Raw genomic sequence first — 26,618 nt, forward strand, 5'->3', positions numbered from 1 at the left:
ACATTCCTGCTCACTCTTGCCTTGAAAGGTCGTTTCTTTGATAAGAGCGATGTTTAGAAGACTTATTCGCACCTTCTTTAGGCAAATGGAACTGAATCGGCAAGGCTCTTATTTCTAGTGAGTGTTCATATGAAGAAAAACATAAAAAAGTTGACCTTGAAAGATGTAGCGGAACGCTTAGAGGTCTCCACCGCAACCATTTCAAACGCCTTTAATCGACCAGATCAATTATCGGCGAGTTTGCGTGAAAACATTCTGGGTGAATGTGAAAAAATGGGTTATTTTGGCCCGAATGCGGCAGCACGTAGTTTGCGTACAGGGCGAACTGGTATTGTGGGTATTGTACTCTCGGATGACTTGAGCTACAGCTTAACCGATCCGGTTGCTAATCAATTTTTGAAAGGCATGGCGGAGGTTTTTGAAGCGAATGAGTACAATATGCTGCTGTTGTCTTCTGATCAGGTAGAACAAGACGCCCAAAGTCGCATGCAATCTTCCATGGTAGATGGCTTTATTGTTTATGGACACAAACCTCAACAGTGTATTAATGCGCCTTGGTTAATGCCCAACAAAAACATCATCACAGTGGACAGTTTTATTCCCGGTACCACCTCGGTGAATGTGGAAAACCACAGCGGTGCTTATACTATTGCCAAACATGCCTTGACGCATAATCCACAAAGTGTGGCTATTTTAGGCTTGAGTTTATTAGATACCGATCGTGTCTGTCGTATTCGTGAAGATGAGTTGTTTGATCGCGCTGCATCGATCTCGATTCAACGTTTATACGGTTATTTTGAAGCTCTCAAAGAGCATCAAATTGTTGTACCGTCAGAGTGTATTTGGAATATTCCTGAAAACAATCACAAATTGGCTTATCAAGCGGCTAGAGAAGCTTTGACCATGGCCAACCGTCCACAACTCTTACTTTGCATGAGTGATTGTATTGCCATTGCTGCCGTGCAAGCAGCATTGCAGTTAGGCATTCGTGTACCAGAAGATCTGCAAGTAGTGGGTTTTGATGGCATAGCTGAAAGTGAGAACTTTCATCCCTCTATTACCACCATCCATCAACAAACAGTGGAAAAAGGGCGTGTCGCAGCAGAAGTCTTTTTAGGGTTACGCGAAGCGAAAGACGTAGTGTTAGAGACAGAACTGGTAATACGTGAGAGCTGTCCAGCCTTGTAAGGCTGAAAGATGATATTTAAAGCCAGTAGTGGCCGATGTTGGCTTCTAGATCCATATGATAGGCAATTTGGGCTTGTAGTAGTTCCGCCGATGATAGGGCGTCTGTCAATGCGTGATGGGCTTTGTATCTCGGCAAATGGTAGCGTTGTCGACACGCATCTAAACGCAGGGACGGTGCTTTACCGAAGCGTTTCCACCATGGCTTATGCTGCGCCTGCCGTTCTATGTCCATGGTATCCAGTACCGGAAAATACAAAGGGTAACCATAGTGTTTTAAGGAGGCTTCTAGGAGGAATTGCCTTTCAATCGCCACGCAATGCACTACGACAACCTGTTTTGACATGACATCTAGAATGTCGTCCAAAATGTGATCCAATTGTGGTGCGTCGGCGAGCTCAGAATGGGTGATTTCGTGAATGGTCACCGATTCGGCATGCAAAGTTTGCTTGGGCTGCGCCATCCAGTAGCTGGCCCCCTGACAACGAATGACATTGTGTGTCATGGGCATCAACCCCAAGCTGATGATCTCGTCGTTTTTCGTATCTAAACCAGTGGTTTCAAGATCCAATGCGAGTAAAGGCACATCCTGTAAAGGTGTCTCGGCAGTAATCATGCCAGCTTGATAATAGCGCTTTAAGGCCCCTTCAGGCGCTTCTTCTGCCCATTTTTTGAAATGTTCTGGCCAATCAAACGGCGTTATGTGTTGATTAGAAATACGTACTGTCATAACTTAACTGCGCTTCCCCGCATAGCGGAACTTAATAAATTCTTGTTGACGAGCGACGATGTCAAAAGCGTCTCTAAGATGACGTTTTTCAAAGGAAGACAAATTGGCAGGATTTACGTGGTTATTTGGCGATTCTCCCGTATCGATCTGTTCTTTTTGGTGTCGAATACGTACCATGCCAATCATTTCCAGTGCCAGAGCCAAATCTTTGGCGCGACCATCAGGTAATAGGCTTGCGCCTTCAATGTCTTCAAGGCGCTCAAGCGTATTTAACTTATCACTACCAATGGCTAAGGCATGTACGCGAACTATGTCGATGATAGGTGCAATGCCTCTTTCTTTGAGGTTAAAAGTACGTGACTGCTTGCCTTCTCCGTCCAATACGAATTGGCGGAAAAAACCGAGTGGTGGCTTCCTTTGGTTGGCATTGCGTGCCATAAAGGTTAGAAAGCTGGCGTGTTCTTTTGCTTCTTTGCGTATGTGTCGATTGATCTGTAGTGCGAGACTTTTATCACCATATATGCCCCGTAGATCAAAGAAGATGGACAATCTTAATAAGGCTTCTGCTTTGGGCTCACGAATCCATTGACTGAAATAGTCTTTCCACACGTGTAATGGTTGACGCCAGCGTGGATTGGACGCCATGATGTCGCCACTACACAAGTCGTAACCGCATTTGTCTAAATTCTGACAGACCCAATTACTGAGTGAAGTAAAATACTCACCATGTACTTTAGCGTCGTATTTATCACTGAGAATCAGGGCGTTATCTTGGTCGGTTTTAATGGTTTGTTCTTCTCGAGCCTGTGAACCCAAGGCAACAAAGCAGTATGGCACTGGCGGTTTGCCAAATCTTTCTTCTGCTAATTGGAGTAGGCGTTTTACAAAGGCGATACCAATGTGGGACATGGCATTACCTATCATTTGTGTATTCGCATCAGCCACTACCAGTTGAGTAAAGGTATGGGTCATTTTACGGCTGATACTTTGCAGACCTTCAATGTTGCTTTGCTTAAAAATATCACTGATTAAATAAACGCTGCCATGACTTTCTCTCTGAACAATATCACCTGCGCTAATTACGCCAATAGGCTTACCATCTTTAATGATGGGTAAATGATGAACATTTCGCGCCATCATTTTGAGAATGGCTTCAGAGGCGTAATCGTGGCTATCGAGGACAACAGGGTCAGGTGTCATGATGTCGGCGATGGGGGTGTCAAAAGCCAGTCCCTTTGACAAAGCACGGGTGCGCAAATCGCGGTCGGTGACGATGCCAATCAGCTCTTCTTGATCTGTGATTAGCAAGCTGGATACCCGATGTTCTGTCATAATTTGCGCGGCGGTTAGTAAATTTGAATCCGCTTGAGTGGAGATTGGCTGACGCCTTAATAAACTGGTTACTGGACAGGTCATGAGTGAAACGTCAGAAGTTTGTGAGTCCATAGCGAGACGCAGACGTACTTCACGAGCCAGTTCGAAAAAGTCCGAAAAGGTATCGTTTTCTTCATACAGCTTGAGAAACCAACGAGCAGGAATGCGATACAGTAAGCTGTCTTCGATGGTTCTCATCTTTTGTGAAGATTTACCACCTCTAAGTATAGAGGCGTAACCGAAAAGTTCTCCTTCGTTCATGCGACGTATCAGTTTATTGTCTTTATTGAGCGCTTCGATTGCGCCACTGCGGATGAAGAAAAGGGTGTTATTCAAGGCGTTGGTAGAAATGACCCATTCTCCTGCACGCACATACTGAATCTCGATTTCTTTTGTCATGTCTGCCAAGGGGGCTTCATCTGCAATGTCATTGAAGGGAGCGTACTGGCAAAGCGCGTCTAAAATTTCGGTTAATTCAATATCCATAGTGAAACCTTTTATTGCAGATAGGGCGAGACTAGAGTAATCATGCCAATGACGATGAACAGTAGGCAGGCTAATTGACGGGTGCGCTCAGGTTTTATTTTATCCATCAACCAGCGACCGGCAAAAACCACTGGTACATTGGCTAACATCATACCTAACGTAGAGCCTAGCAAGACCGCCCACACGCTGCCATAGTGTGCGCCAAGTAATACCGTAGCGATTTGTGTTTTGTCGCCGATTTCGGCCAAGAAAAACAACATGAAAGTGGCGCAGAAAGCACCGTATTTCAATAATTGATTGTCTGTACTTTCGTCCTTATCGGGAATCAATAACCATAAACCTACGGCGATAAAGCTAACACCCACAATCCAATTCATTATATTGTCTGGAAGCCATTGTGCTAATTCTGCTCCAAACCATGCCGACACAGCGTGATTCAATAAGGTGGCGAACAAAATACCCAATACTATGCTGGTTTTTGAGGCAAATCGGGTCGCTAGAAACAGAGCCAATAATTGGGTTTTATCGCCCATTTCGGCTAAGGCAACGGTTGAAGTAGAAGTTAACAGTGCTTCCATTAGTTGATGTGTCCTAGGTGGGCGATAATACAAAAGACAAATAACTTGAGCCCACCAGAGTCAAGTTCTTGTCTTAAGTCTCATCAATCCTGTACTTGGCATCAGGACTTCTTTGCCATGAGCATGAGGCCCAATTATGTTGACAAAGAATCTTCGTAAAACGAAGAAGATTACTCCCCTAAGATGCGCAGATAATAGAGTATTTTTCCTATTGAAACAAGAAGGGCGGCCTAGGCCGCCCGTTGAATACTTATTAAGGTTTACTTATACAAGTGAATGTCACTGCGTAGACCTTTCCATAAACTGATACACATGATCAGCATCAATAGAGTGAAAGGTAGTCCGATAGTGATAGCAGCCGCTTGAATCGCACCAAGCGCCTCAGAACCACCACCAACAAGTAGGGCAATGGCAATGATGCCTTCCAATACGGCCCAGAAAACACGCTGAATCATAGGCGCATCGGTTTTACCACCGGCGGTAATACCGTCGATTACCAACGAACCAGAGTCAGAAGAGGTCACGAAGAACACCAATACCAGCACAATACCGACAAAAGACGTGATGGCGGTTAGTGGTAGATTTTCGAACATCTGGAACATGGCTAAAGAAGAATCACCAATGCCATTGGCTAGGGCGCCAACGCCATTTTGGACTTGTTCAATGGCGGAACCACCGAAAATTGCCATCCATACTAGGGTAACTAAGGTAGGGACAAGCAATACCGCAATGATGAATTCACGAATGGTACGACCACGAGACACACGTGCGATAAACATACCAACAAACGGTGACCAGGAGATCCACCAAGCCCAGTAGAATACTGTCCAACCGTGGTAGAAGGTTTCATCTTCACGACCAATCCAGTTACTTAGTGGAATGATGTTTTCAACGTAGTTCAATAAGAAAGCACCGAGAGCAGCGAAAATAGCGCCGGTATGACCAACAATCACAATGAAAATAGCCAATGCGGCTGCAATGATCATATTGACGTTTGAAAGGAGTTTCACACCACCTTCAAGGCCCCGCGCTACGGAGAAAATGGCCACTGCGGTAACCACACAAATGACTAAGATTTGTGTGGTTAAGGTGTTTGGGACGCCAAATAGGAAAGCCAAACCACTGGTGGCCTGTTGAGCACCAAAACCAAGTGATGTTGCCAAACCAAAGATAGTCGCAATCACGGAGATAATGTCGATCACATGACCGATTCCGCCCCATACTTTTTCACCGAATAATGGGTAAAAAGCAGAACGAATAGTCAGTGGTAGACCTTTGTTGTAAGCGAAGAACGCCAGAGATAGCGCAACAACCGCATAAATAGCCCATGGATGAAGACCCCAGTGGAACATGGTTGCGCCCATGGCTAAATCTTTTGCTTCAGGAGTGTTTTTCATAACTTCAAATGGTGTGCCATACCAGCCTGTATAGTAAGCAACTGGTTCTGCCACACTCCAAAACATCAGGCCAATTCCCATTCCTGCCGCAAATAACATACAGAACCAAGTAAGGGTAGAATGTTCTGCTTTGGCTTCTTTACCACCAAGACGAATTTTGCCGAATGGCATGAGGATCAGTGCTAAACAAAATAGAACAAAGAGGTTACCGGCGACCATGAAGAACCAATCAAAATTGCTGATAGACCAGTTTTTCGCGCTAGAAAGTAAGGCGCTAGCATCGGAAGGGAAAAGAATACTGCCAATGATGAAGGCGAGTATGATGATAGCACTGGTACTGAAAACAGGGTTTAACACATCCAAACCGAGAAATTGGACGTTATCCTGACCCACTTTGTAAGAAGTGTTGTATTCCGCCCGACCATTGTCAGGTGTTTGATTACTCATAATATTCTCCTGAATGAGTGAAAACGCAGCCAGCCTTTTCTATTTCACGATGAAAATTACATGCATTAGAAACAGTGGCCTTTTATAACCCTATAAGAGTCGATTATTGAGCAATGTTCTTATCGCGACTTATTCTGTTCTTTTTTTGATCATATGAATAAGAACCAACTTAAAATTCAAAAAGTGTGAATGTTAAGAGGTCAAAATAAAACGGAATCTTCATTATGAAATTAATGATTGGCTGGCATCACTATTTGATAGTTCCAACTAGACTTGAGTAAAAAGACCATTAAAGACGATCTTTTTACATCGTCGAAGTAAGCGTCACATCAATTTATTTAGATGTCAAATTATATGAAGCAAGTTGAACCTTATCTAAAGAAAGAGTTCGAGTAATTCGTTGAGGAATAGTTTGCCTTTTTCTGTGGTTTGAATACGTTGATTTTGCCAAGCTTGAGCATCCAATAAGCCGCGTTTTAAAGCGGCTTGGCAAGAATTTACTAAATTTTTTGGTATGTTTTCTTGTGCATATTGTTGATATTCCAATAGATTAAAGCTTTCAAACAGGCGTAAGCGATTCATCATGAATTCTAATGGCATTTCATGTGGTGCAATGGTTTCCTTTGTAACTAGGGCAGCAGGCAAGTTATTGAGATAATGATTTGGGTGACGAGTCTTTCGAGTACGAAATATTTGACCATTAACTAATGTGATTTTGCCGTGTGCGCCAGCCCCTATGCCGAGATAATCTCCGAAGCGCCAATAGTTCAGATTATGGGCTGCTTGGCGACCTGTTTTGGCGTTGGCCGAGACTTCATATTGATGGTAGCCATGTTGGCTTAGCAATGTTTGTCCTGTGTCTTGGATTTCCCATAAGGTGTTGTCTTCTGGTAACGCGGGAGGGCGGCGATAGAATTCGGTATTGGGTTCAATGGTCAATTGATACCAAGACAGATGTTCCGGGTTCAGCTCAATCGCCAGAGACAAGTCTTCCATTGCCATGGCCAGGCTTTGTTCTGGCAAACCGTGCATCAAATCCAAGTTGATGTTATCAAAACCTGCAGCGCGTGACTTTTCCACAGCATGAATGGCTTCTTCTCGGTTGTGGATTCTTCCTAGAGTTTTCAACAGCTTGGGTTGAAAACTTTGAATGCCAATGGACAGGCGGTTGATACCTGCTTGGCGAAAATGGCGAAACTTTTCTTGCTCGAAGGTACCGGGATTGGCTTCCATGGTGATTTCTGCCTGCTCTGCCCATGTCAGCTTGCTGCGCAGCGCATCCATTAAGCGATAATAAAAGTCTTCGCTCATTAAGCTGGGAGTGCCGCCACCAATAAAGGCGGTTTGAATAGGACGATCAGCCACATACGCCATGTTTTCGTCTAAATCCGCAAGCAGTTGTTGGAGATAGGCTTCTTCCGGTAATTGATCGTTTTGATGAAAGCGATCCGCTTGGTGGGAATTAAAGTCACAATAGGGGCACTTCTTCACACACCAAGGCAAATGGATGTAAAGACTAAGTGGCGGTAACTGGATAGTCACTTAGAGGCACCCTGTTGGAAGGCCGCTAAAAGCTGTTGTAATGCTTTGGCGCGATGACTGATTTGGTTTTTCACTTCTTTTGGTAAGCTGGCTGCACTGCAATCGCACTCGGGCACATAAAATAACGGGTCATAACCAAAGCCTTCTTGACCTGTTAACGATTCCAAAATTCGGCCTTCCCATACGCCATGAAAGACTTTCGGTGTTGGATCGTCTTTGTGACGCATATAAGCTAATACACAATGGAAGCGGGCGCTTCTTTGTTCCGTTGGAACGCCAGCCAGCTTTTGCAACAGTAGCTCATTGTTTGCCTGATTGTTGCCATGTTCACCCGCAAATCGAGCCGAATAAATGCCGGGAGCACCGCCTAGATAATCCACTTCAATTCCGGAATCATCTGCTAATGCAGGCAAGCCCGTTTTTTCGCAAGCATGACGTGCTTTTAATATGGCATTTTCGATAAAGCTTAAACCGGTTTCATCGGCGTCTTCTACGGCAAATTCTTTTTGCGCTTTAACGTCAAAACCAAGGTCGCTAAGCAGGGCGTTAAATTCTTTGATTTTACCTGCGTTATTACTGGCTAATACGAGCGTTTTGTTCACGGGGTTGTCCTCAAACTGAGTTTCCGTCAGGCGGTCATGGCATGGACAGCCTGACGGAGGAATTAGGCGTTACGACTGATGTGGAAAATCGCCGTTTCACTAAAAAGGTTCGGCATGGAGCGAATCCACCAATGGTCTTTGAGTTGACCATCTACTGCTGCCCAACGTAATACTTTGATGTTCTTTTCTTGACACAAACGTTCAAAATCCTGAAAGGTAAAAAAGTGGATGTTGGGTGTGTCGTACCAGTTGTATGGCATAAATTCGGATACTGGCATTCGGCCTTTCAACGCCAAATGTAAGCGGCTGCGCCAGTGACCGAAGTTAGGAAAGGTGATGATGCATTCTTTGCCAATGCGCAGCATTTCGTCGATCAGTAAATCAGGGCGACGGAATTGCTGAAGGGCATGGGTCATTAAAACAAGATCGAAACTTTGATCTTCAAAATTCTGCAAACCTTCATCAATGTTTTGTTCTAAAACAGGAATGCCATTCTGAATACAGGTATTTAAATCGTCGGCACCGATTTCCAAGCCATAACCGCTGATTTTCTTGTGATTGATCAGGTGATGCAATAATTCACCTGGGCCACACGCCAAATCCAAAACACGTATGTTGGGTTCAATCCATTCATCAATGATTTCTAAATCAGGACGCATTGGCGGACTCCTTGTGCTGACTCTCAGCAGTCACTTGATTGGCGATGCGCGTTAAAAAACTATTCAAGGCTTTCATATAGCGAGGGATTGGAAATAAGAAGGCATCGTGTCCTTCACTGGCTTCAATTTTTGCGTACGACACCGCTTTTCCAGCTTTGATTAATGCGTTGACAATTTCTTCACTGCGCTGTGGCGAAAAGCGCCAGTCTGTGGTGAAGGAGACCAATAAAAACTCACACTTGGCGCGGCTTAATACCGCGGCTAAATCGTCATCAGTTTGTGCCGCGGGATCAAAATAATCCAATGCTTTGGTCATCAACATATAAGTATTAGCGTCAAAGCGCTTGGTAAAGGCTTCGCCTTGGTAGCGCAAGTAACTTTCAATCTCGAATTCAATACCATAATTGTATTGGTAGGCGTCATGGCGCATCTGACGACCAAACTTTTCTCCCATGGCATCGTCGGACAAATAAGTAATGTGTCCTAACATGCGAGCAAGACCTAAACCATTCGTTGGTACTGAATTGTTGGCCAGATATTGCCCTTCAAAAAATTGCGGATCACGACGAATAGACTGACGTGCTACTTCATTGAAAGCAATGTTTTGAGACGATAATTTGGGGGCCGATGCAATGATAACGGCAGCCTTTAATCTCTCAGGATAGCGGATGCTCCATTCCAGAACTTGCATACCGCCAAGACTGCCGCCGACGATGGCTGCAAAGTTGGCAATACCGAGTTGATCCGCTAGGCGCGCTTGGCTTTCTACCCAGTCTTCTACTGTGACAATAGGAAAATCAGCTTGCCACGCCTGACCTGTGGCAGGGTTTATACTGGTGGGACCAGTCGAACCGCCGCAGCCGCCAAGGTTATTCAACGCAATGACAAAGAAATGATTGGTGTCGATAGCTTTGCCGGGACCGATGGCAGAATCCCACCAGCCGGGTTTTTTATCTGTTAGATGGTGATAGCCGGCTGCGTGATGATCGCCACTCAGAGCATGGCAAATCAGAATAGCATTGGAAGCGTCCTGATTCAGTGTGCCATAGGTTTCATAAATCAGCTGATACGATGCCAAAGTTTGCCCGCAAGCTAAGGTTAGAGGCTCGTCAAATTGCGCTGTCTGAGGTGTGACTATGCCCACAGAATCAGCAGGAATGGCGTCTGGCATGGGTTTTGATAATCCTAATGAAATATCCATGTTTCCATGAAAATGATGAGGAAACAGACTCGAAAAATAATCCACACAGTCTAGCGGCTGAGCGGAATACCATCAAGTGAAGATAGGACAAATGCCCCTATTTAGACAAAGAGACTAAATGGGGGGCGCTTGCGTGAATGTAGGTTAGGCGAGGCTAAAAACACGCGTTTTCTCTGCCAGTTGTTGTGATAACTGCTGAATCTGTTGCGTCTTGTCAGCCATGATGTCGATTGATCCTGTATCTTCTGTCAGTTGCTGAGCAATTTGGTCCATTTCTGCGCTCATTTGTACCGCTGTGCTGGCTACATCTTGGATGGCTGCCGCCATGGAATCCGTTGATTGTGTGCCTGTCATGGCGAAGCTTTCAATATTACGCATGGCTTCTTCAGCTTTACTGCCATTTTCACTGATGACACTTAAGTTGGATTTACCGCTTTCCATGGTGGTGATGGCGGAGTGAGTAGAAGTTTGAATGGTGCTAACAATTGCTGTGATATTTGACGTTGCCTCCACGGTTTTTTCCGCCAAAGCGCGAACCTCGTCGGCCACTACAGAGAAACCTCGGCCTGCTTCACCGGCGCGAGCTGCTTCAATGGCAGCATTCAGTGCCAATAAGTTGGTTTGATTAGCAAGATCGTTGATCATGGCAATCACATTATCTATGTCTTTTGATAGTTGGCCGAGATGGTTTAATTGTTCACTGATGACCTGTACCACATTGACTGTATCATTGATGCTGGTTAATACTTTGTTGATGGTATCAGCGCCCGCTTTCGCAGATTGGTAAGTATCATTCGATTGGTTTTTCAACAAATCTGTAGTGTTAGAAAGTTCAGTCAGTCGGCTGGAAATGTCGTCTGTGGCGGTTGCCAGTGAATCAGTTCGTTGGTTCACCATATGGTTGCTGCTGGAAATATTGCCGATGGTGTTGTTCAAATCGGTCGACATAGTGGTAAAAGTGTCTGTCGTGGTGACCACATCTTTAAGCACACTATTTAATCCTTTGGCCATCTCATTTAGGGAAGTGCCCAGCAAATCAAATTCGTCATTACGCTTGGTGTTGATTGCCACTTGGGTTGTCATGTCACCTTGTTTGACATTATTCAGGTCATTGCCAATGCTTTTCAAAGAAGCGTTGACACTGCGGCCAATAGTAATCATCAACAAGGTTGCCAACACGATAACCACTAAGCTTACAGTAAGTAGGGTGGCGTTGGCTTGGTTGGAGCTATTTTCCGAGTCAGCTTCTGCATTAATAATCAGTTGCTCAATGTGTTTACTGGCTTCGAATTGACTACTGCTAAAGGTGTGCTTATGACTATCAAAGGTCGCTTCAATGTTTTCTAAGGCTTGAAACTCTTCACCGTATTTTAGGATGGCATCACGGTAAGCGTTTGCGGTGACACCGTGTGTACTTTGAAAACCGAAGTTCGAAATACGGCGGTTAAACTTCTCGAAATTACTATTAAATTTCTCAAGGTTGTCCGTTGTCGGATCGGACAAATAGCTGGCTTCGGCTTGTCTTACACTAGAAAATTCACGCTTTAATAAACTTAAGCTGCTGATATCGTCAGTGAGCTTAGTACCAAGTTGATCTATCTCACCGCGCATTCCTGAGGTTGAATCAAAGCCAATAAGGTTTTGTTTATTCACCAAAGCAAGAAGCGATTGGCTATATTCTTCTATCTTGATTAAATTGCCTTTAAGTAATGTTTTGAGCTCGTCATTACTGGCTAATGTCATGTTTTCTTGGATAATATTTTCGTTGTATAGAGCCTGATCTTTTACCTTTTGAACATATTGTTCAATATTGCTACTGGTTACAGAACGCAAGTTGTCAGCACTGGCCAGCATATTAATGCTGACTTGATCATTTGATGCCTGAATTTTTGACAGTGTCCTAAGTTCGTTGTTTGCATTTTGCTGCGAAGATAAGCCTTCAATAGCAACAAACGTCACCAAGATAAAGCCAACAATGGCGGAAACGAGTAACAGTGCGAGTTTGGATTTAAAAGAAAGGTTACTAAGCATTACTTACACCTACCTGCCTTTTGAGCGGTTAATGGATCATTGTTTTTTATGTGAGCGGTATGCAAGTATCATGCAAAAAATCAATGAGATGCGTAAAGTAGTGAAATTCTATTCTGAGGTAAAGAGGAACTTTTTAATTTGCTCTTTTTTGGTGCGATTGACATTTATAGTTTAAAATTAGCTTCCTTAAGTGGCTTCTCTAGAAGGCTGGTGTCTTACAAGTCATAGTAAATTGATGGCTAGGAAAGGTGATTGGTTACATCGAAGAGTCGATACACTAGTTGCCCTGCGTTTTTTTCTTTCATCAACTGCCAATGAATCGGCAAGGGTGGCAATGGCGTTTCCTTTTCCGTCTCTATGTAAATTAAGGCACGATCTGCTAACCAGCCTTGTTGTAACAGAGGAATCATTTTTTCTAGCCAACCTTTGCGAAAAGGGGGGTCAAGGAATACTAGGTCAAATTTTTGCTGGGCCGATTGTTGTAAGTAGCCATCAGCTCCTTGAGTGATGACCTGTCCATGTCGAGCTTGCAATGTGGCTAGGTTGTGTTGCATTTGTTTGGTGACGACTCGAGAGCTGTCTACAAAGGTCACCTGTTTAGCGCCTCGGGATAACGCTTCTAAGCCTAGGGCGCCAGAACCACAAAATAAGTCTGCGCAAACAGCACCAGAGACATAAGGATTGATCCAATTAAAAAGAGTTTCGCGAACTCTATCCGGTGTGGGTCTTAAGCCCTCGACATCAGGAATGGGCAATTGTCGTGAGCGCCACTCTCCTCCAATGATACGTAATTTTGCGCTTTTGTTTTTACCGCTATTGTGCTTAGAAGACGAACGTTTTGTCATTGGTAAACCTGAATTTCTTGGTATGTTTGTGTGTCAAATAATTCTTTTAATGCTTCTTGGTAGGCTTGGAAGTTGAAATTATCCACAGCGTCTCGATAGTTGTTAGCGAATTTTTCTAGCGTCAGCTCTGTATCTTGGTGACTTACTTGGCTGGCAATCTGCCCCCACCATGTAGGAGACTGAGCATTTTGCTCAATTTGTCGCAATAATTGTTCACGAAGTGAATTAAAGGTGTCTTGATCATTGCTTGATGGAATTTGTTCTGCAAATACAAAGCTTTTAAGACTCAATTGAGGTGCTCCGGTAGGTGGCGTTCTAGCGTCTAGGGTATCATTTAGATGATATTGTATATTCCAACCTACCCACGGATGTTGAGGCGCTAATGTCAGATTGAGTTGAACAAAATTGACTTTTTCTTCGTTATTAAGTTTGTTGACTAAGTCAGCGCCCCATATTTGTAAACTGAGCCATTGAGTCACGTTACTTAATGACGTAAGAGCCACCGCGCTTCGAGTCTGCCAAAGCTCACCATGATGTCGCTGAATTACCGTACTGACTGACGTTATTTGTATATCATTTTCTGTCGTGTTGGGAGAAAAGTTCTCAGTAATGGCATTCAATGCTGCTTCTACGAGGGCTTTACTTCTATCAGACAAGTCTCCGATTAAGTAGATAGCGGAGACGGATTGGACCATGTCTTGGTAATAATTGTTTACTTCTGAAAGACTGAATTGCTCTTGTGGTAGCGTGCTGTGTTTTACAAACAGTACTTGTTCTAGTTCGTGTAGCGGCTCGTGTTGATAAGGGTCGCGGTTAAGCCAATTGGTGTAGGTGCGTGCTTTGAATTTGGTTTCTGTTAGCCAAGTTTTAGCGAGCTTTAATGCTGGAATCAGATAATTTGGGTCATTGCTGATGGTGAGTCCAATGACTTGATTCTCATGATCATAATAGGTCATGGCGCTTGCGGCTAAAGGAGAGAGGCGCTGATTGATCGATGCAGTACTAAGGGGTAAGGAATCGCTCATTAACATAGCCATAGTGGACTGAATGAGTTTGGTATTGGTATTGGCAGCGCGAAAGCTAAAGCGGATTTCCAGTTTATCGCTGCCTTGCCAGTCTTTTTGATTTAGCCAGACAACGGGAATATTCGATTTTGTTGACCATTCTTGGATACTTGTTTGCGGCAAGTTTGCACTTGGTGCAGTGAGATTAAGTAGCCAAATTGCCAAGGTAGAGAACAGCATAATGACAGCCAACATTGGGCGGCTGAAAAGAGGCTTATTTTTATCGCGCATTAGAGCACCTTTAGAAGACCGTAACACAGGTTAAATAGTGTAAAAACAGGCCTGATTGCTAATCAGAATGATGATAAAATAATCATTTTGTGCGTCCACCACAATGACGCAGAGTCTTATAATAGCATTTCACTGGTGTTTACTGCATCAGCCAAAACGAAGAGATGAGTTTAATGGAAGTTGTGAATCAAATTATTACTTTTTTTACCCCATATTTTGGTGAGTACGCCCGCTTTGTTCCTATGATAATTGGTATCCTGTTGGCGGTGTTTGCCTTGGTGATTCGTCGTCGTTTTGTCAACAAAATGAGAGCTGATATTGCTGTCGCTAAACAAAAAGATGCAGATGCTCGTGAAGCAGAAAAGCCTTCAACTGCAGCACAAGATCCTTTATCACAAGCCATGACCACTGACCCAGAGCCTTTGGTGAGTGAACAATCTGTCTCAGAGCGCCCTGAGACGCAACAGGCTATACAGGTTGAAAAGACGGAAGAAGAGCCAGCTTTGTCTTGGTCAGAGCGCATTAAATCCGGTCTGTCTCGTACCCGAAGTGGTCTAGGCAATGGTTTGTCTTCTATCATCAGTGGCAGTAAAAAAGTTGATGATGACTTGATGGAAGAACTGGAAACCCAGTTGCTTATGGCCGATGTGGGTATCGACGCAACACGTACTCTGATCGAAGGCCTTACTGAGAAGTTGAATCGCAAAGAATTAAAAGACGCCGATGCTGTGATGACACACTTAAAAGCGGATATGCAAGCGATTCTAGGTTCGTCACAACAAGAACTTGAGCCAAGCAACGCGGACGGTCCTTTTGTTATTTTGATGGTGGGTGTTAATGGCGTTGGAAAAACCACTACTATTGGTAAGTTGGCGAAAAAGTATCAAGCACAAGGTAAGAGTGTGATGCTCGCCGCTGGCGATACTTTTCGTGCTGCTGCGGTAGAGCAGTTGCAGGTTTGGGGGGAACGAAATGATGTGCCTGTGGTGGCGCAACATACAGGAGCTGACTCGGCTTCGGTTATCTTTGATGCGATTGAGTCTGCAAAGGCGAAAAATATTGATGTCGTGATTGCCGATACAGCGGGGCGTTTGCAAAACAAACAAAACTTAATGAACGAATTGTCTAAAGTCGTTCGTGTGATGAAAAAGTTGGATGAAAGTGCCCCGCATGAAGTGATGTTGGTGTTGGATGCTGGCACGGGGCAAAATGCCATTAGCCAAGCGAAACTGTTTTCAGAAGCCGTGGGGGTATCGGGTATCACGCTTACCAAGCTTGATGGTACTGCGAAAGGCGGTATTATCTTTGCTATTGCCAAACAATTTGGCTTGCCGATTCGCTATATTGGCGTTGGTGAGCAAGCGGATGACTTACGCCCGTTTATTGCCCAAGAATTTATTGATGCTCTGTTTGCAGGGGATCAAGACTAGTCACCTTTGAATCAGGAAAGTGAAGCAGAGTGGAAATCGAATTTCAGCGCGTAGGTAAAAAGTACGACAGTGGTCAGGAAGCCTTGTCGCAGGTGAGTTTTCATTTGCAGCAAGGTGAAATGGCCTTTTTAACTGGCCACTCTGGTGCAGGTAAAAGTACCTTGATGAAGCTCATGATGATGATTGAGCGTCAAACATCGGGGCAAATTTTTATCAACGGTATTGATTTACGAACCTTAAGTCGCCGCGCCATTCCACAGCACAGGCGTCGTGTTGGTGTGGTGTTTCAGAATCACCAATTGCTGTTTGATCGCAGTGTCTTTCACAATGTTGCCTTGCCTTTGCAAGTCAGTGGTGCCGATCATGAGCAGGTAGCTAAGCGAGTGCGAGCCGCGCTGGATAAGGTGGGTCTGCTGGATAAAGAGAAGTACAACCCTATGGCCTTGTCTGGTGGTGAACAGCAAAGGGTCGGCATCGCTCGTGCTGTGGTAAACAAACCCCAGTTGCTGCTGGCGGATGAGCCAACGGGTAACTTGGATCCTAAATTGTCTGCAGAAATCATGAACCTGTTTCAAGAGTTTAATCGTGTTGGTGTCACTGTGTTGGTTGCCAGTCACGATTTGGCTTTGGTGGCGCGTATGCGTCATCGCGTATTGACCTTGAATCAAGGTCGAATGGTCAATGATGGAGGGTTTGCTTAATGGCACAGAAGCCCAATCAACGAGGCGCCACACGTGCCTCTGTGAAAGCCACTAAGCATCATTGGCCGTCGCGGAATCGATTTAACATAAGTTTGTATTTCCGTCAGCATAAAACCACCTTGACGGAAAGTTTTACACGTTTGTTGACTTACCCACTTGCCAGTGCGATGACTATTATGGTGATTGCCATTGCTTTGTCCTTGCCGGGCGGTTTGTATGTGGCATTGAAAAATGTGCAAACCGTTACCGATCAATGGGAGCAGCAGTCTGTCATTACCCTTTATCTTTTCCCCAATTTAGAAGACACCGAGGCATTGGCGTTGTCACACCGTATTTCAGCGCAAGCTGATGTAGATACGGTGGAGTACATTTCGAAAGAAGAAGGCTTGAGGTACTTTGAGCGATCTAGTGGTTATGAACAAACACTGTCCTCTTTGTCCGAAAATCCTTTGCCAATTGTGTTGAGAGTGATCCCGCGGGAGTCGGTAGACGTAACGACATTGTCTAGCTTACAAGTGCTACGTGATGAGTTGGCCAACAATCCAGAAGTAGAAATCGCCGAATTAGATGCACAATGGTTACAACGCCTTGCTAATATCTTGAGTTTTGGTCAGCGTTTTTCCTATGCGTTATCGGTATTATTGGTGATTGCCGTGTTTCTTATTGTGGGGAACACCATTCGTGTAGCGGTGGAAAATCGTCGTGATGAAGTACTGGTAATGAAGCTGGTAGGAGCGACGGACGCTTATATTCGTCGTCCATTTTTGTACATGGGTTTTTGGTTTGGTTTGCTGGGTGGAATCTTCGCCAGCCTATGTATTTTGGTGCTTAGCTGGTGGGTGAGCGCCCCTGCCGAGCGCTTGATTGATTTATATCAAAGCGATTTTCAATTGCAGACTTTTAATGCAGATGAGATTGTTTTATGTTTAACTATTAGTGCATTAATTGGTGTGGTTGGTGCTTGGATTGCAGTAAACCGACACATCAAAGATATGGAGCTGCAGTGAGATAAAGCGGCGATCGCTCAACAAATTGCATTCGCCACGTTATATCCACATTTATGTCACACATATGCAGAATTAACTTGTTAGTATTTTTGTCATACAAGGTATGAACAATTAAAAGGTGGAAATAGAGATGGGTAAAGCTCTTCAGCCTATAGATATGATGACTCCAGGTCAGAACCTTGAGTCTTATGTGCAAACAGTAAGTCGTATTCCGATTTTAACTGCTGACGAAGAAAAAGCCTTAGCAGAACGTCTTTATTATCAAGAAGACTTGGAAGCGGCGCGTACACTGGTCATGTCGCATTTGAGATTTGTTGTACATATTGCGAAAAGTTATTCCGGTTATGGATTAGCTCAAGGTGATTTGATCCAAGAAGGTAATGTTGGTTTGATGAAGGCCGTAAAACGCTTCAATCCTGAAGTAGGTGTGCGTTTGGTGTCTTTTGCGGTGCATTGGATCAAAGCTGAAATTCATGAATTTATTCTGAAAAACTGGCGTATTGTGAAAGTGGCAACCACTAAAGCGCAGCGCAAAATGTTCTTTAATTTGCGCAGTGCGAAAAAGAGCTTGTCATGGTTTAGTAACTCTGAGGTCGAGTCGGTGGCGAATGATCTTGGTGTGACGCCAGACGTGGTTCGTCAGATGGAAGGGCGTTTAAGCGCTTCTGATATGGCATTTGACGCTTCTGCAGACGATGATGACGACAGTGCATTTCAAGCTCCGTCACAGTTCTTGGAAGATCATCGTTCTGATCCAGCTATGTTGTTGGAAAACGGTAACTGGGAAGAAGATTCTAATCAGCGTCTAGAGCTTGCTATGGCAGACTTAGATGAGCGTAGTCGTAATATTTTGGTGCAGCGTTGGTTGTCTGATGGTAAATCAACATTGCATGAACTGGCCGATGAATACGGTGTGTCTGCTGAGCGTATTCGCCAGCTTGAAAAGAATGCCATGAAGAAAATTCGTTTGGCGATGGGTGATGGTCAGTTTGACTGATTGACCCTAGGTTAATTAAAAGCCCTCTTGGTGAGGGTTTTTTTGTGTCTGAATATTCTTTAGCTAAGTCATGGCAACGTTAAAATACGGGGTTTATTGACTACGCAGTTGGTCACCAGGAATAAAACGCCATGTACGAATGATTTCCAGCTTATCCACTTCTTTTTTTAGTTCCGTAGGGAAGGTCTGAAATGGTTCGGCGAGACGCACAATTCGCATCGCGGCATCGTCTAATACACGAATGCCCGAAGAATGCAGTACCTCAATATCGTCCACATAGCCGTTAGGTAAGATGACAACCGCCAAACGTAACTCACCATACAAATGATTGCGTTTAGCCTCGGCTGGGTAATGAATATTGCCGATACGTTCTATACGGCGACGCCAATCATCAAGATATTTCGCATCGACGGCGGCTTTGGCTGATACGGACGTTAAACGTCTGATACGAGGGCGCTTGGCATAGGATTGGCGCTGTTGATCAAGCAAGGCTTCTAGGGTGGCGATATCATTGGATAAATGACTGGGGATCTGAGTTTCGCCACGAAAGCGTTCTTCTAATGTTTGTGGTTCTTTTTCGACCTCTTTCGCCACTTCGAGTACTGCTTCTTGATCTTGTGTTGCAAGCAGGCTCGGCTCGTCAATGGGGTCTGCTGAGGCCAGTTGGGGTTGTACTGGCGGTGAAATTTCTTGAATGTTATCGGAAAGGAATTGCGCCTCTTCTGTGGTAGTGAGCTTTTTCTTGCGTAATTCAGTACCGCTTGCCTGTTGGTTAGCTTGGGCTATGAAATCGGCATCTACTGGCGCTTTGGTGGTATGCTGCACCAAGGTCACTTCTAAGGTTTTTGGCTTTGGGGAGGGCAGTTCAAAATCAAAACTCACTAAGATCGCCAGCAGCAAATGCACACTGATGGCGATAAAAAGGGTAACGGAAAACTTATCAATCACACGCATGATATTAGGCTAAGCGTTTCTCTATGGCTGCGATTAATGTCATGGCAATATTGAGATCAAATTGCTGGTCTAATTCCCTGACGCACGTTGGGCTAGTGACATTGATTTCAGTTAAGTAGTCGCCAATAACATCTAAACCAACAAATAAAAGCCCTTTTTCCTTTAAAGCAGGAATCACTTGCTGACAAATCCAACGGTCTTTGTCACTCAGTGGTCGACCTTCACCACGTCCACCAGCAGCTAAGTTTCCTCGGGTTTCACCAGATGATGGAATGCGTGCTAAAGCGTATGGAACAGGCTCACCATCAACGATTAAAATGCGCTTATCGCCCTGTTTGATTTCAGGAATGAATTTTTGCGCCATGATCTGTTCTGTGCCCATCTTGGTAAGGGTTTCAATAATCACGCTGACATTAGAGTCATCTGGCTTGAGACGGAAAATGGACGTGCCTCCCATACCATCTAGTGGTTTAAAGATGACGTCTCCGTGCTCTTTATGGAAGGCTTTTAGTAAATCCGCACGACGAGTCACCAATACCGGTGGGCAACATTGTGGGAATTGTGTCGCAAAGAGTTTCTCATTACAGTCGCGCAGACTTTTGGGATCGTTCACTACCATGCAGCCATCGCGCTGAGCTTGCTCTAAAATCATGGTGCTGTAAACAAATTCACCATCGAAAGGCGGATCTTTACGCATCAGAATGACATCTAAATCGCCTAAAGCAATGCGTGATTCTTCACCTAAATCATAGAAGTGTTCAGGGTCTTTATGAACTCTGAGTGAACGAGCCATGGCATAGGCTTTACCATTGTCGAGAAACAGATCTTTTTGTTCCATGTAGATGAGTTCCCAGCCTTTTTCTGCAGCGGCCCATAACATGGCAAGTGAAGTGTCTTTTTTATAGCTAATGGATGCGATGGGATCCATTACCATTCCAAGTTTAACGGTCATTCTGTTACGTCCTCAAAAACGAGTGTTCGACTTTGTTCAATTCAGTCGAAACATATCTACTGATGCTATAGAAATATGGGGGCGCTGAGAAGAAAAAATAGCCCTGTTTTTTCAATAGTTTGGGAGGGTGGCGAAATTTCCTTATTCGCTGTAATGAGGCAAAGAGCCGAGACAGTACTCGGCTCTTTAAGAGCGTTTTACCAGCTACCGGAGGCGTCGTCTGCATCAATGAACAAGTCGTCAGCGCTTGGTCTATCTGAAGGCAACAAAGGTTCTTCTATTGGCGCTTGCTGTGTATCAGGTGTCGTCTTTTCCGCACTTTCTTGTTCAGCACTTGGTAAGACAGTGGCTTCGATGCTTTTTAGCTCATCCGTCGCTGTTTGCTGGGTTGGCACAGCTGCTGGTTGTTCAAACTCATCTTTAAAACCCAGTAAGGGTGGACGATAAATACGGAACGAGCGCATTAGCTCACCCTTGGCGTTAAACAAACGAAACTCAGAGAATAGCTCGTCATAGTCAGCGTTGACGTAATCTTGGCGCGCCTGGAAGAGTTCGTTTTCACTGTCCAGAACGTCTAATAGGGTGCGGCGCCCTAAACGGAATTGTTTTTCGTAAGCCACTTGAGACTCTTTGGTGGCAATTACATAATCACGTATATGCTTTTTTTGACCGGTTGTAGCCTCAAAAGCCGCCCAAGCAAGTCGTACTGTTAACTCTGTATCGCGAATCGTATTTCGACGAATCTCTTTCGCTTGATTGTTTTGTTGAACAGCCACTTCTTTTTGACGCTTGTAGGAACCACCACTATAAATGTTGTAGTTCAATCGAATCATTGCTAATAAGTCTTCATTTGGCCCTTCGTTTCCGTCTAGGTTGTTGTTCCAAGTTCGCTCCAAAACAAAGTTGACACTTGGGTATTTGCTTGCATCGGTAATTTTTTGGATGCTTTCTGTGGCAGCGACATCCCAATATGCTCCTTCAATAGCGGGATTCTTCGCCAGTGCTTGCTTGATGGCGCTTTCTAGGTCTTTGGGCAATAGGTCGCGATCAGGAACAGGGTAAATTAAATCTTCTGGTGGTAGTTCGCCGACCACTTTGTTGTAGTTGCTTTCAGCGTTAAGTAGATTGTTGATTGCAGCAAGATAATTGGCATGTGCTTTGGCAAGGCGCGCCGTAATTTGGCTTAAGTCCGACTGACGACCAACACCTGTGTCGCTTTTCAGTTTAATCTGTTTGTGGATGCGCTGGTGAGTTTCTAAGTTCATTTTTGCCAGATTCACTAACTCTCGGAAGCGTAGAATATTAGCGTATGATTGAGCGACTTCCAGAGCGGTGTTTTCAACGGAAATCAGAGCACTCCAACGATCTGCTTCCGCCTCATTAAACAAGCGATCCACTTCGTTTTGTGTAGCAAAGCCATTGAAAATGGGCTGATTTAAGGACAAAGAAAGTTCGCGACGTGTTAAGCCGATATCGTCGGAGTTACTGTCGTCAGCGTAGGTGGTTTCGTGACCAATACCTGCGTTTAAATCGACACTGGGGAAGTAACCATTGCGTCTTGCTAGATCTATGTTTTCTTTTGATTCACGATATTTCGCAATGGCTTGACGCACTGTTGGGTTGTTTTCAATTGCGATATAGGTGGCTTCTTCAAGCGTGAGCGCGGCACTGGTTGTAGGTAGCATAAGTGCCCATATGCAAAACATGCATGTAATGGCTGTTCGATTAAACATGTATTTCAGAGTCCTGTCTATGTACCAAAATAAATAGTAAAACGGATAAGCTAACGTGTATGTAGGGATTCTGTTAGCTTATTTTAAAATATGCGTTTAATGTATATCGCCCCATAAGGTGTTAATGACACTCAATGCCACCACTGGTGCGGTTTCTGTACGTAATACTCTTGGGCCTAAGGAAATCGGATAAAAGCCTTTTTTTTCAGACAGTTGCACTTCATTTTCTGTCAAACCGCCTTCCGGGCCGATAAGTAGTCCTATGTGTTGATCTACCCCTAGAGTATAGTGCTTGATAGGTTTTTCGCTATGATGATGCAGGGTGAACTTTAACATTTGGTTACATTCATTGAGCCAAGCTTCGAGGGGCATTGGCATGCGTACTTCCGGAACTACACCACGACCACACTGTTCGGCGGCACTGATGGCGACTTGTCGCCAATGAATGAGACGCTTTTCAATACGCTTGTCTTCGAGCTTTACTTCGCAGCGTTCACTGAACAAAGGTTGGATAGCAAACACGCCCGCTTCAACAGACTTTTGAATGGCGTAATCCATTCGTTCACCGCGGGACAAAGTCTGTCCAATGGTCACTTTTACGGCGGACTCGTTGTTTAATTCCTCAAATTCCCCGATTGCTATATTGGCAGAGCGTTTCTCTACAGCGCATAAAGTCGCTTGATATTGTCCACCTTGACCATTGAAAACGCGCAACGGGTGTCCTGATTTGAGTCGTAATACTTTGCACAGGTGTTGGAAACTGGTATCAGGCAAGGTCAGCGTTTGGTTTTCACTGAGTTCAGCATTGATGTAGATTCGTGGGATTCGCATACCTTGTCCTAATGAAAAAGCCTTTTAAATAACAGATAAAAACGCAAAAGCCTTCTCGTGCGAGCACGAGAAGGCTTTTTATAACGGAAATTAACGCAATTATAAACCAGCAGCGTTACGCAATAGCTCGGCTTTGTCGGTTTTTTCCCAAGTAAAGTTATCGCCGGTACGGCCAAAGTGACCATAAGCCGCTGTCGGTAAATAGATTGGACGTTTCAAATCCAGCATTTTGATAAGGCCAGCTGGGCGCAATTCAAAGTGCTCGCGTACCAATTCAACAATTTTATCGTCACTGATTTTACCCGTACCAAAGGTGTTGATACTGATAGAAGTTGGTTCTGCTACGCCGATAGCGTAAGACACTTGGATTTCACATTTGTCCGCTAAGCCGGCTGCAACGATGTTTTTTGCCACGTAACGACCAGCATAAGCCGCTGAGCGGTCTACCTTAGAGGGGTCTTTACCAGAAAACGCGCCACCGCCATGACGAGCCATGCCGCCATAGGTATCTACAATGATTTTACGTCCTGTTAAACCACAGTCACCCACTGGGCCACCGATAATGAATTGACCGGTTGGGTTGATGAAGTATTTGGTGTCTTTAGAAAGCCATTCTTCTGGCAGAACCGGTTTGATGATTTCTTCCATCACGGCTTCACGCAGGTCTGCTTGTTTTACGGCAGCACTGTGTTGCGTTGAAAGAACCACAGCATCGATAGCGCATGGTTTACCATTGCTGTCATAGCGAAAAGTTACCTGACTTTTTGCGTCTGGGCGCAAGAAATCTAGCGTGCCGTTTTTACGAACTTGGGCTTGGCGCTCAACCAAACGGTGTGCATAGGTAATAGGAGCAGGCATCAATACATCGGTTTCGTTAGTGGCAAAACCGAACATTAGGCCTTGGTCACCGGCACCCAATTCTTTTTCGTCGGCTTCATCGACACCTACGGCGATGTCAGCAGATTGTTTACCGATGGCGTTCATTACAGCACAAGATTCCCAGTCGAAACCCATGTCTGAACTGTTGTAGCCGATGTCACGAATTACGCCGCGAGCGATTTCTTCGATATCAACCCAAGCGTTAGTACGTACTTCACCTGCTACTAACACCATGCCTGTTTTTACAAGGGTTTCGCAAGCAACACGGGCTTCTTTGTCTGCTGCCAAAATGGCATCAAGAATGGCATCGGAAACCTGATCGGCGACTTTATCTGGATGGCCTTCAGAAACGGATTCCGAAGTAAATAATGAATATTCTGACATGTTTAGTGCCTCTATCAATAAAATGAAAAAGCGCTAAAAAGGCATAAAAAAACCCGCTTAGCATGAGAGTCGCTAAACAGGCATCTTATCGTGCTTCTGTTTAGCTGATTTTATATAGCGTCCGCAAGCCGAAACAAATCGACGCTTTGAGCGGTGAATAATGTCGGAAAATTTTTTAAATAGCAAGTTGGGGCACGCATTTGTGCGAGGCAAAAGGTGGTTTTTTTGATAGCATGGTGCAGATTTTAAGAGAATGCATTTTCTTGGCCCTAAAATGAGGCAAATGAACGGAGTTGGCATTGCATGCTGCTTCAGTCTATGGAGAATGTTTCTTCTATTGTTCGTCAAGCTACCAGGAGTGGAATAACCATGCCGTCTCGGAAACAACTCGCGAATGCCATACGTGCTTTAAGTATGGACGCTGTTCAAAAAGCTAAATCAGGTCACCCAGGTGCCCCAATGGGGATGGCAGACATTGCAGAAGTATTATGGAATGACTATTTGAAGCACAACCCGTCTAATGCTAATTGGGTGGATCGTGATCGTTTTGTATTGTCTAACGGTCATGGCTCTATGCTGATTTATTCTTTGTTGCATTTATCTGGTTACCACTTACCGATTGAAGAATTGCAGCAATTTCGTCAATTGCACTCAAAAACGCCAGGTCACCCAGAGTATGGTTACACTGATGGTGTTGAAACCACCACTGGTCCACTAGGCGCAGGTATCAGTAATGCAGTGGGGATGGCAATTGCGGAGAAGACCTTGGCGGCACAATTTAACCGCGACGGTCACCAAATCGTAGACCACAATACTTACTGTTTCTTGGGCGACGGTTGTTTGATGGAAGGTATTTCCCATGAAGCTTGCTCTTTGGCTGGTACACTTGGCCTTGGTAAGCTGATTGCATTCTGGGATGACAACGGTATTTCCATCGATGGTCACGTTGAAGGTTGGTTTACAGACGATACACCAAAACGTTTTGAGTCCTATGGTTGGCATGTCATCGCAGCGGTTGATGGTCACGATTCAGCAGCCATTAAAGCCGCCATTGAGGCTGCAAAAGCGGAAACCAGCAAGCCTACCTTGATTTGTTGTAAGACCATCATAGGGTTTGGTTCACCTAACAAATCCGGTAGCCATGATTCTCACGGTGCGCCTCTGGGGGAAGAAGAAATCGCCGCAGCGCGTGAATTCCTTGGCTGGCCGCATGCGCCATTTGAGATTCCTGCGGATGTTTACGCAGGTTGGGATGCCAAGCAGGCGGGTGCTGCTCGTGAAACCCAATGGCAGGAAAAGTTTGCCGCTTACCAAGCAGCATTCCCTGAATTGGCAGCAGAATTTGAGCGTCGTGTGATCAAAGGTGAATTGCCTGCTGACTTCGAACAAAAAGCTCAAGCTTTCATTCAAGAATGTCAGGATAAGGGTGAGAACATTGCTAGCCGTAAGGCATCACAAAATGCCATTGGTGCATTTGGTGCCATGTTGCCTGAATTGTTAGGTGGCTCAGCCGACCTTGCAGGCTCTAACTTAACACTTTGGTCTGGCTCAAAAGGTATTCAAGATGATCCAGCGGGTAACTACATTTACTACGGCGTGCGCGAATTTGGTATGAGCGGCATCATGAATGGTGCCTCTTTACACGGTGGTTTCATTAACTATGGCGCGACCTTCATGATGTTTATGGAATACGCGCGTAACGCAGTGCGTATGTCTGCTTTGATGGGCATTCAAAACGTGTTTGTTTATACCCATGATTCTATTGGTCAAGGGGAAGATGGTCCGACTCACCAACCGGTTGAGCAACTTGCTAACCTGCGCATGACACCGAATATGTCAGTATGGCGTCCTTGTGATGGTGCGGAAACGGCAGTGGCTTGGAAAGCGGCGATTGAGCGTCGTGATGGCCCAACGTCCTTGGTGTTCTCTCGTCAAGGTTTGACTGCTCAAGCTCGTAATGCAGCCACTTTAGCAAATGTAGCGAAAGGCGGTTACGTATTGCAAGATTGTGCTGGTACGCCGGAACTTATTTTGATCGCAACCGGTTCGGAAGTAAGTTTGGCAGTGGCTTCAGCGGAAGCGCTAACGGCACAAGGTAAACAAGTACGTGTTGTGTCTATGCCATCTACCGATGTATTCGATGCACAAGACGCAGCCTACAAAGAGTCAGTATTGCCTAAAGCGGTCACTAAGCGTGTGGCAATTGAAGCGGCTCATGTGGACTACTGGTACAAGTACGTCGGTTTTGAAGGCGCTACTGTCGGCATGACAAGCTTCGGTGAGTCTGCCCCTGGTGGTGACCTAATGAAACATTTCGGCTTCACCGTCGATAATGTGGTTGCTACAGCTGAGAAGTTACTTTCAGCGTAACTTGATCA

General features: G+C 44.8%; 22 protein-coding genes and 1 riboswitch. Of the genes, 6 read left to right on the top strand and 16 right to left on the bottom strand.

Annotated features, from left to right (window positions below; genetic code table 11):
- The first annotated feature begins 129 nt into the window (after positions 1–129).
- Positions 130–1,188, top strand: a complete 1,059-nt coding sequence (locus ACXAH2_RS12320; RefSeq protein ID WP_475078876.1) for a LacI family DNA-binding transcriptional regulator — start codon at positions 130–132, stop codon at positions 1,186–1,188.
- A gap of 16 nt (positions 1,189–1,204) precedes the next feature.
- Here ACXAH2_RS12320 and ACXAH2_RS12325 read toward each other — a convergent pair whose 3' ends face one another.
- The 11 genes from ACXAH2_RS12325 to ACXAH2_RS12375 form a co-directional block, all read right to left on the bottom strand.
- Positions 1,205–1,915 carry a 3'-5' exonuclease gene (locus ACXAH2_RS12325; RefSeq protein ID WP_475078878.1) on the bottom strand — a complete coding sequence of 237 codons (711 nt, stop codon included), beginning with the start codon at positions 1,913–1,915 and terminating at the stop codon, positions 1,205–1,207.
- Between the two features lie 3 nt (positions 1,916–1,918).
- Positions 1,919–3,775, bottom strand: a complete 1,857-nt coding sequence (locus ACXAH2_RS12330) for a DUF294 nucleotidyltransferase-like domain-containing protein (RefSeq protein WP_475078879.1) — start codon at positions 3,773–3,775, stop codon at positions 1,919–1,921.
- An 11-nt stretch (positions 3,776–3,786) separates the two neighbouring features.
- Entirely contained in the window at positions 3,787–4,353 is a 567-nt protein-coding gene (locus ACXAH2_RS12335) for a TMEM165/GDT1 family protein (RefSeq protein WP_475078881.1), read from the bottom strand.
- A gap of 85 nt (positions 4,354–4,438) precedes the next feature.
- Positions 4,439–4,544, bottom strand: a riboswitch (yybP-ykoY riboswitch).
- A 69-nt stretch (positions 4,545–4,613) separates the two neighbouring features.
- On the bottom strand, positions 4,614–6,197 hold the full coding sequence (locus ACXAH2_RS12340) for a BCCT family transporter (RefSeq protein WP_475078882.1): 1,584 nt from the start codon (positions 6,195–6,197) through the stop codon (positions 4,614–4,616).
- A gap of 375 nt (positions 6,198–6,572) precedes the next feature.
- On the bottom strand, positions 6,573–7,739 hold the full coding sequence (hemW, locus tag ACXAH2_RS12345) for a radical SAM family heme chaperone HemW (RefSeq protein WP_475078884.1): 1,167 nt from the start codon (positions 7,737–7,739) through the stop codon (positions 6,573–6,575).
- Entirely contained in the window at positions 7,736–8,341 is a 606-nt protein-coding gene (locus ACXAH2_RS12350) for an XTP/dITP diphosphatase (protein ID WP_475078885.1), read from the bottom strand. Before ACXAH2_RS12350 ends, hemW begins: the two co-directional genes overlap by 4 nt.
- Positions 8,342–8,403: 62 nt before the next feature.
- A complete protein-coding gene (metW, locus tag ACXAH2_RS12355) occupies positions 8,404–9,000 on the bottom strand; it encodes a methionine biosynthesis protein MetW (protein WP_475078886.1) in 597 nt (198 codons plus the stop codon).
- Positions 8,990–10,171 (bottom strand): homoserine O-succinyltransferase MetX, encoded by a 1,182-nt coding sequence (metX, locus tag ACXAH2_RS12360; protein WP_475078926.1) that lies wholly within the window; start codon positions 10,169–10,171, stop codon positions 8,990–8,992. Before metX ends, metW begins: the two co-directional genes overlap by 11 nt.
- Positions 10,172–10,345: 174 nt before the next feature.
- Complete coding sequence (locus ACXAH2_RS12365) at positions 10,346–12,232, bottom strand: methyl-accepting chemotaxis protein (protein ID WP_475078888.1); 1,887 nt, start codon at positions 12,230–12,232, stop codon at positions 10,346–10,348.
- A 239-nt stretch (positions 12,233–12,471) separates the two neighbouring features.
- The gene (rsmD, locus tag ACXAH2_RS12370) at positions 12,472–13,077 is read right to left on the bottom strand and encodes a 16S rRNA (guanine(966)-N(2))-methyltransferase RsmD (protein ID WP_475078890.1); all 606 of its coding nucleotides are present in this window, start codon (positions 13,075–13,077) and stop codon (positions 12,472–12,474) included.
- Positions 13,074–14,372, bottom strand: a complete 1,299-nt coding sequence (locus ACXAH2_RS12375) for an insulinase family protein (RefSeq protein WP_475078891.1) — start codon at positions 14,370–14,372, stop codon at positions 13,074–13,076. The genes rsmD and ACXAH2_RS12375 overlap by 4 nt, the downstream gene beginning before the upstream one ends.
- 173 nt (positions 14,373–14,545) lie before the next feature.
- On the opposite strand from ACXAH2_RS12375, the gene ftsY reads away from it, so the two are divergent.
- From ftsY to rpoH, 4 genes are all read left to right on the top strand, one after another.
- On the top strand, positions 14,546–15,802 hold the full coding sequence (gene ftsY, locus ACXAH2_RS12380) for a signal recognition particle-docking protein FtsY (RefSeq protein ID WP_475078893.1): 1,257 nt from the start codon (positions 14,546–14,548) through the stop codon (positions 15,800–15,802).
- Positions 15,803–15,831: 29 nt separating this feature from the next.
- Complete coding sequence (gene ftsE, locus ACXAH2_RS12385; RefSeq protein WP_475078894.1) at positions 15,832–16,503, top strand: cell division ATP-binding protein FtsE; 672 nt, start codon at positions 15,832–15,834, stop codon at positions 16,501–16,503.
- Positions 16,503–17,510, top strand: a complete 1,008-nt coding sequence (ftsX, locus tag ACXAH2_RS12390) for a permease-like cell division protein FtsX (protein WP_475078896.1) — start codon at positions 16,503–16,505, stop codon at positions 17,508–17,510. The genes ftsE and ftsX overlap by 1 nt, the downstream gene beginning before the upstream one ends.
- A 130-nt stretch (positions 17,511–17,640) precedes the next feature.
- Positions 17,641–18,507, top strand: coding sequence for an RNA polymerase sigma factor RpoH (gene rpoH, locus ACXAH2_RS12395; protein ID WP_475078897.1), 867 nt, complete (start codon positions 17,641–17,643; stop codon positions 18,505–18,507).
- A gap of 93 nt (positions 18,508–18,600) precedes the next feature.
- On the opposite strand, the gene ACXAH2_RS12400 is transcribed toward rpoH, so the two are convergent.
- From ACXAH2_RS12400 to metK, 5 genes are all read right to left on the bottom strand, one after another.
- On the bottom strand, positions 18,601–19,461 hold the full coding sequence (locus ACXAH2_RS12400; RefSeq protein WP_475078898.1) for an energy transducer TonB: 861 nt from the start codon (positions 19,459–19,461) through the stop codon (positions 18,601–18,603).
- Between the two features lie 4 nt (positions 19,462–19,465).
- Positions 19,466–20,413, bottom strand: coding sequence for a glutathione synthase (gshB, locus tag ACXAH2_RS12405; protein WP_475078900.1), 948 nt, complete (start codon positions 20,411–20,413; stop codon positions 19,466–19,468).
- 197 nt (positions 20,414–20,610) lie between these two features.
- A complete protein-coding gene (locus tag ACXAH2_RS12410; RefSeq protein ID WP_475078902.1) occupies positions 20,611–22,098 on the bottom strand; it encodes a TolC family outer membrane protein in 1,488 nt (495 codons plus the stop codon).
- A 144-nt stretch (positions 22,099–22,242) separates the two neighbouring features.
- Positions 22,243–22,977: a 16S rRNA (uracil(1498)-N(3))-methyltransferase gene (locus ACXAH2_RS12415; protein WP_475078903.1), complete on the bottom strand. Its 735-nt coding sequence runs from the start codon at positions 22,975–22,977 to the stop codon at positions 22,243–22,245.
- 99 nt (positions 22,978–23,076) lie between these two features.
- Complete coding sequence (gene metK, locus ACXAH2_RS12420) at positions 23,077–24,240, bottom strand: methionine adenosyltransferase (protein WP_475078905.1); 1,164 nt, start codon at positions 24,238–24,240, stop codon at positions 23,077–23,079.
- A 369-nt stretch (positions 24,241–24,609) separates the two neighbouring features.
- On the opposite strand from metK, the gene tkt reads away from it, so the two are divergent.
- Positions 24,610–26,610, top strand: a complete 2,001-nt coding sequence (gene tkt, locus ACXAH2_RS12425; RefSeq protein ID WP_475078906.1) for a transketolase — start codon at positions 24,610–24,612, stop codon at positions 26,608–26,610.
- Positions 26,611–26,618 lie beyond the last annotated feature (8 nt).

Source organism: Marinomonas sp. ABL3_031 (assembly GCF_056161265.1).

Bases quoted from the DNA above. Each gene is read 5' to 3' on its own strand.
- ftsY (WP_475078893.1), top strand. From the start codon at position 14,546: ATGGAAGTTGTGAATCAAATTATTACTTTTTTTACCCCATATTTTGGT.
- ACXAH2_RS12330 (WP_475078879.1), bottom strand. From the start codon at position 3,775: ATGGATATTGAATTAACCGAAATTTTAGACGCGCTTTGCCAGTACGCT.
- ACXAH2_RS12325 (WP_475078878.1), bottom strand. From the start codon at position 1,915: ATGACAGTACGTATTTCTAATCAACACATAACGCCGTTTGATTGGCCA.
- ACXAH2_RS12410 (WP_475078902.1), bottom strand. From the start codon at position 22,098: ATGCTACCTACAACCAGTGCCGCGCTCACGCTTGAAGAAGCCACCTAT.
- gshB (WP_475078900.1), bottom strand. From the start codon at position 20,413: ATGACCGTTAAACTTGGAATGGTAATGGATCCCATCGCATCCATTAGC.
- ACXAH2_RS12335 (WP_475078881.1), bottom strand. From the start codon at position 4,353: ATGGAAGCACTGTTAACTTCTACTTCAACCGTTGCCTTAGCCGAAATG.
- metK (WP_475078905.1), bottom strand. From the start codon at position 24,240: ATGTCAGAATATTCATTATTTACTTCGGAATCCGTTTCTGAAGGCCAT.
- ACXAH2_RS12400 (WP_475078898.1), bottom strand. From the start codon at position 19,461: ATGCGTGTGATTGATAAGTTTTCCGTTACCCTTTTTATCGCCATCAGT.
- metW (WP_475078886.1), bottom strand. From the start codon at position 9,000: ATGCGTCCTGATTTAGAAATCATTGATGAATGGATTGAACCCAACATA.
- ACXAH2_RS12320 (WP_475078876.1), top strand. From the start codon at position 130: ATGAAGAAAAACATAAAAAAGTTGACCTTGAAAGATGTAGCGGAACGC.
- tkt (WP_475078906.1), top strand. From the start codon at position 24,610: ATGCCGTCTCGGAAACAACTCGCGAATGCCATACGTGCTTTAAGTATG.
- ACXAH2_RS12415 (WP_475078903.1), bottom strand. From the start codon at position 22,977: ATGCGAATCCCACGAATCTACATCAATGCTGAACTCAGTGAAAACCAA.
- ACXAH2_RS12375 (WP_475078891.1), bottom strand. From the start codon at position 14,372: ATGCGCGATAAAAATAAGCCTCTTTTCAGCCGCCCAATGTTGGCTGTC.
- rsmD (WP_475078890.1), bottom strand. From the start codon at position 13,077: ATGACAAAACGTTCGTCTTCTAAGCACAATAGCGGTAAAAACAAAAGC.
- rpoH (WP_475078897.1), top strand. From the start codon at position 17,641: ATGGGTAAAGCTCTTCAGCCTATAGATATGATGACTCCAGGTCAGAAC.
- ACXAH2_RS12340 (WP_475078882.1), bottom strand. From the start codon at position 6,197: ATGAGTAATCAAACACCTGACAATGGTCGGGCGGAATACAACACTTCT.
- ACXAH2_RS12365 (WP_475078888.1), bottom strand. From the start codon at position 12,232: ATGCTTAGTAACCTTTCTTTTAAATCCAAACTCGCACTGTTACTCGTT.
- metX (WP_475078926.1), bottom strand. From the start codon at position 10,171: ATGCCAGACGCCATTCCTGCTGATTCTGTGGGCATAGTCACACCTCAG.
- ftsX (WP_475078896.1), top strand. From the start codon at position 16,503: ATGGCACAGAAGCCCAATCAACGAGGCGCCACACGTGCCTCTGTGAAA.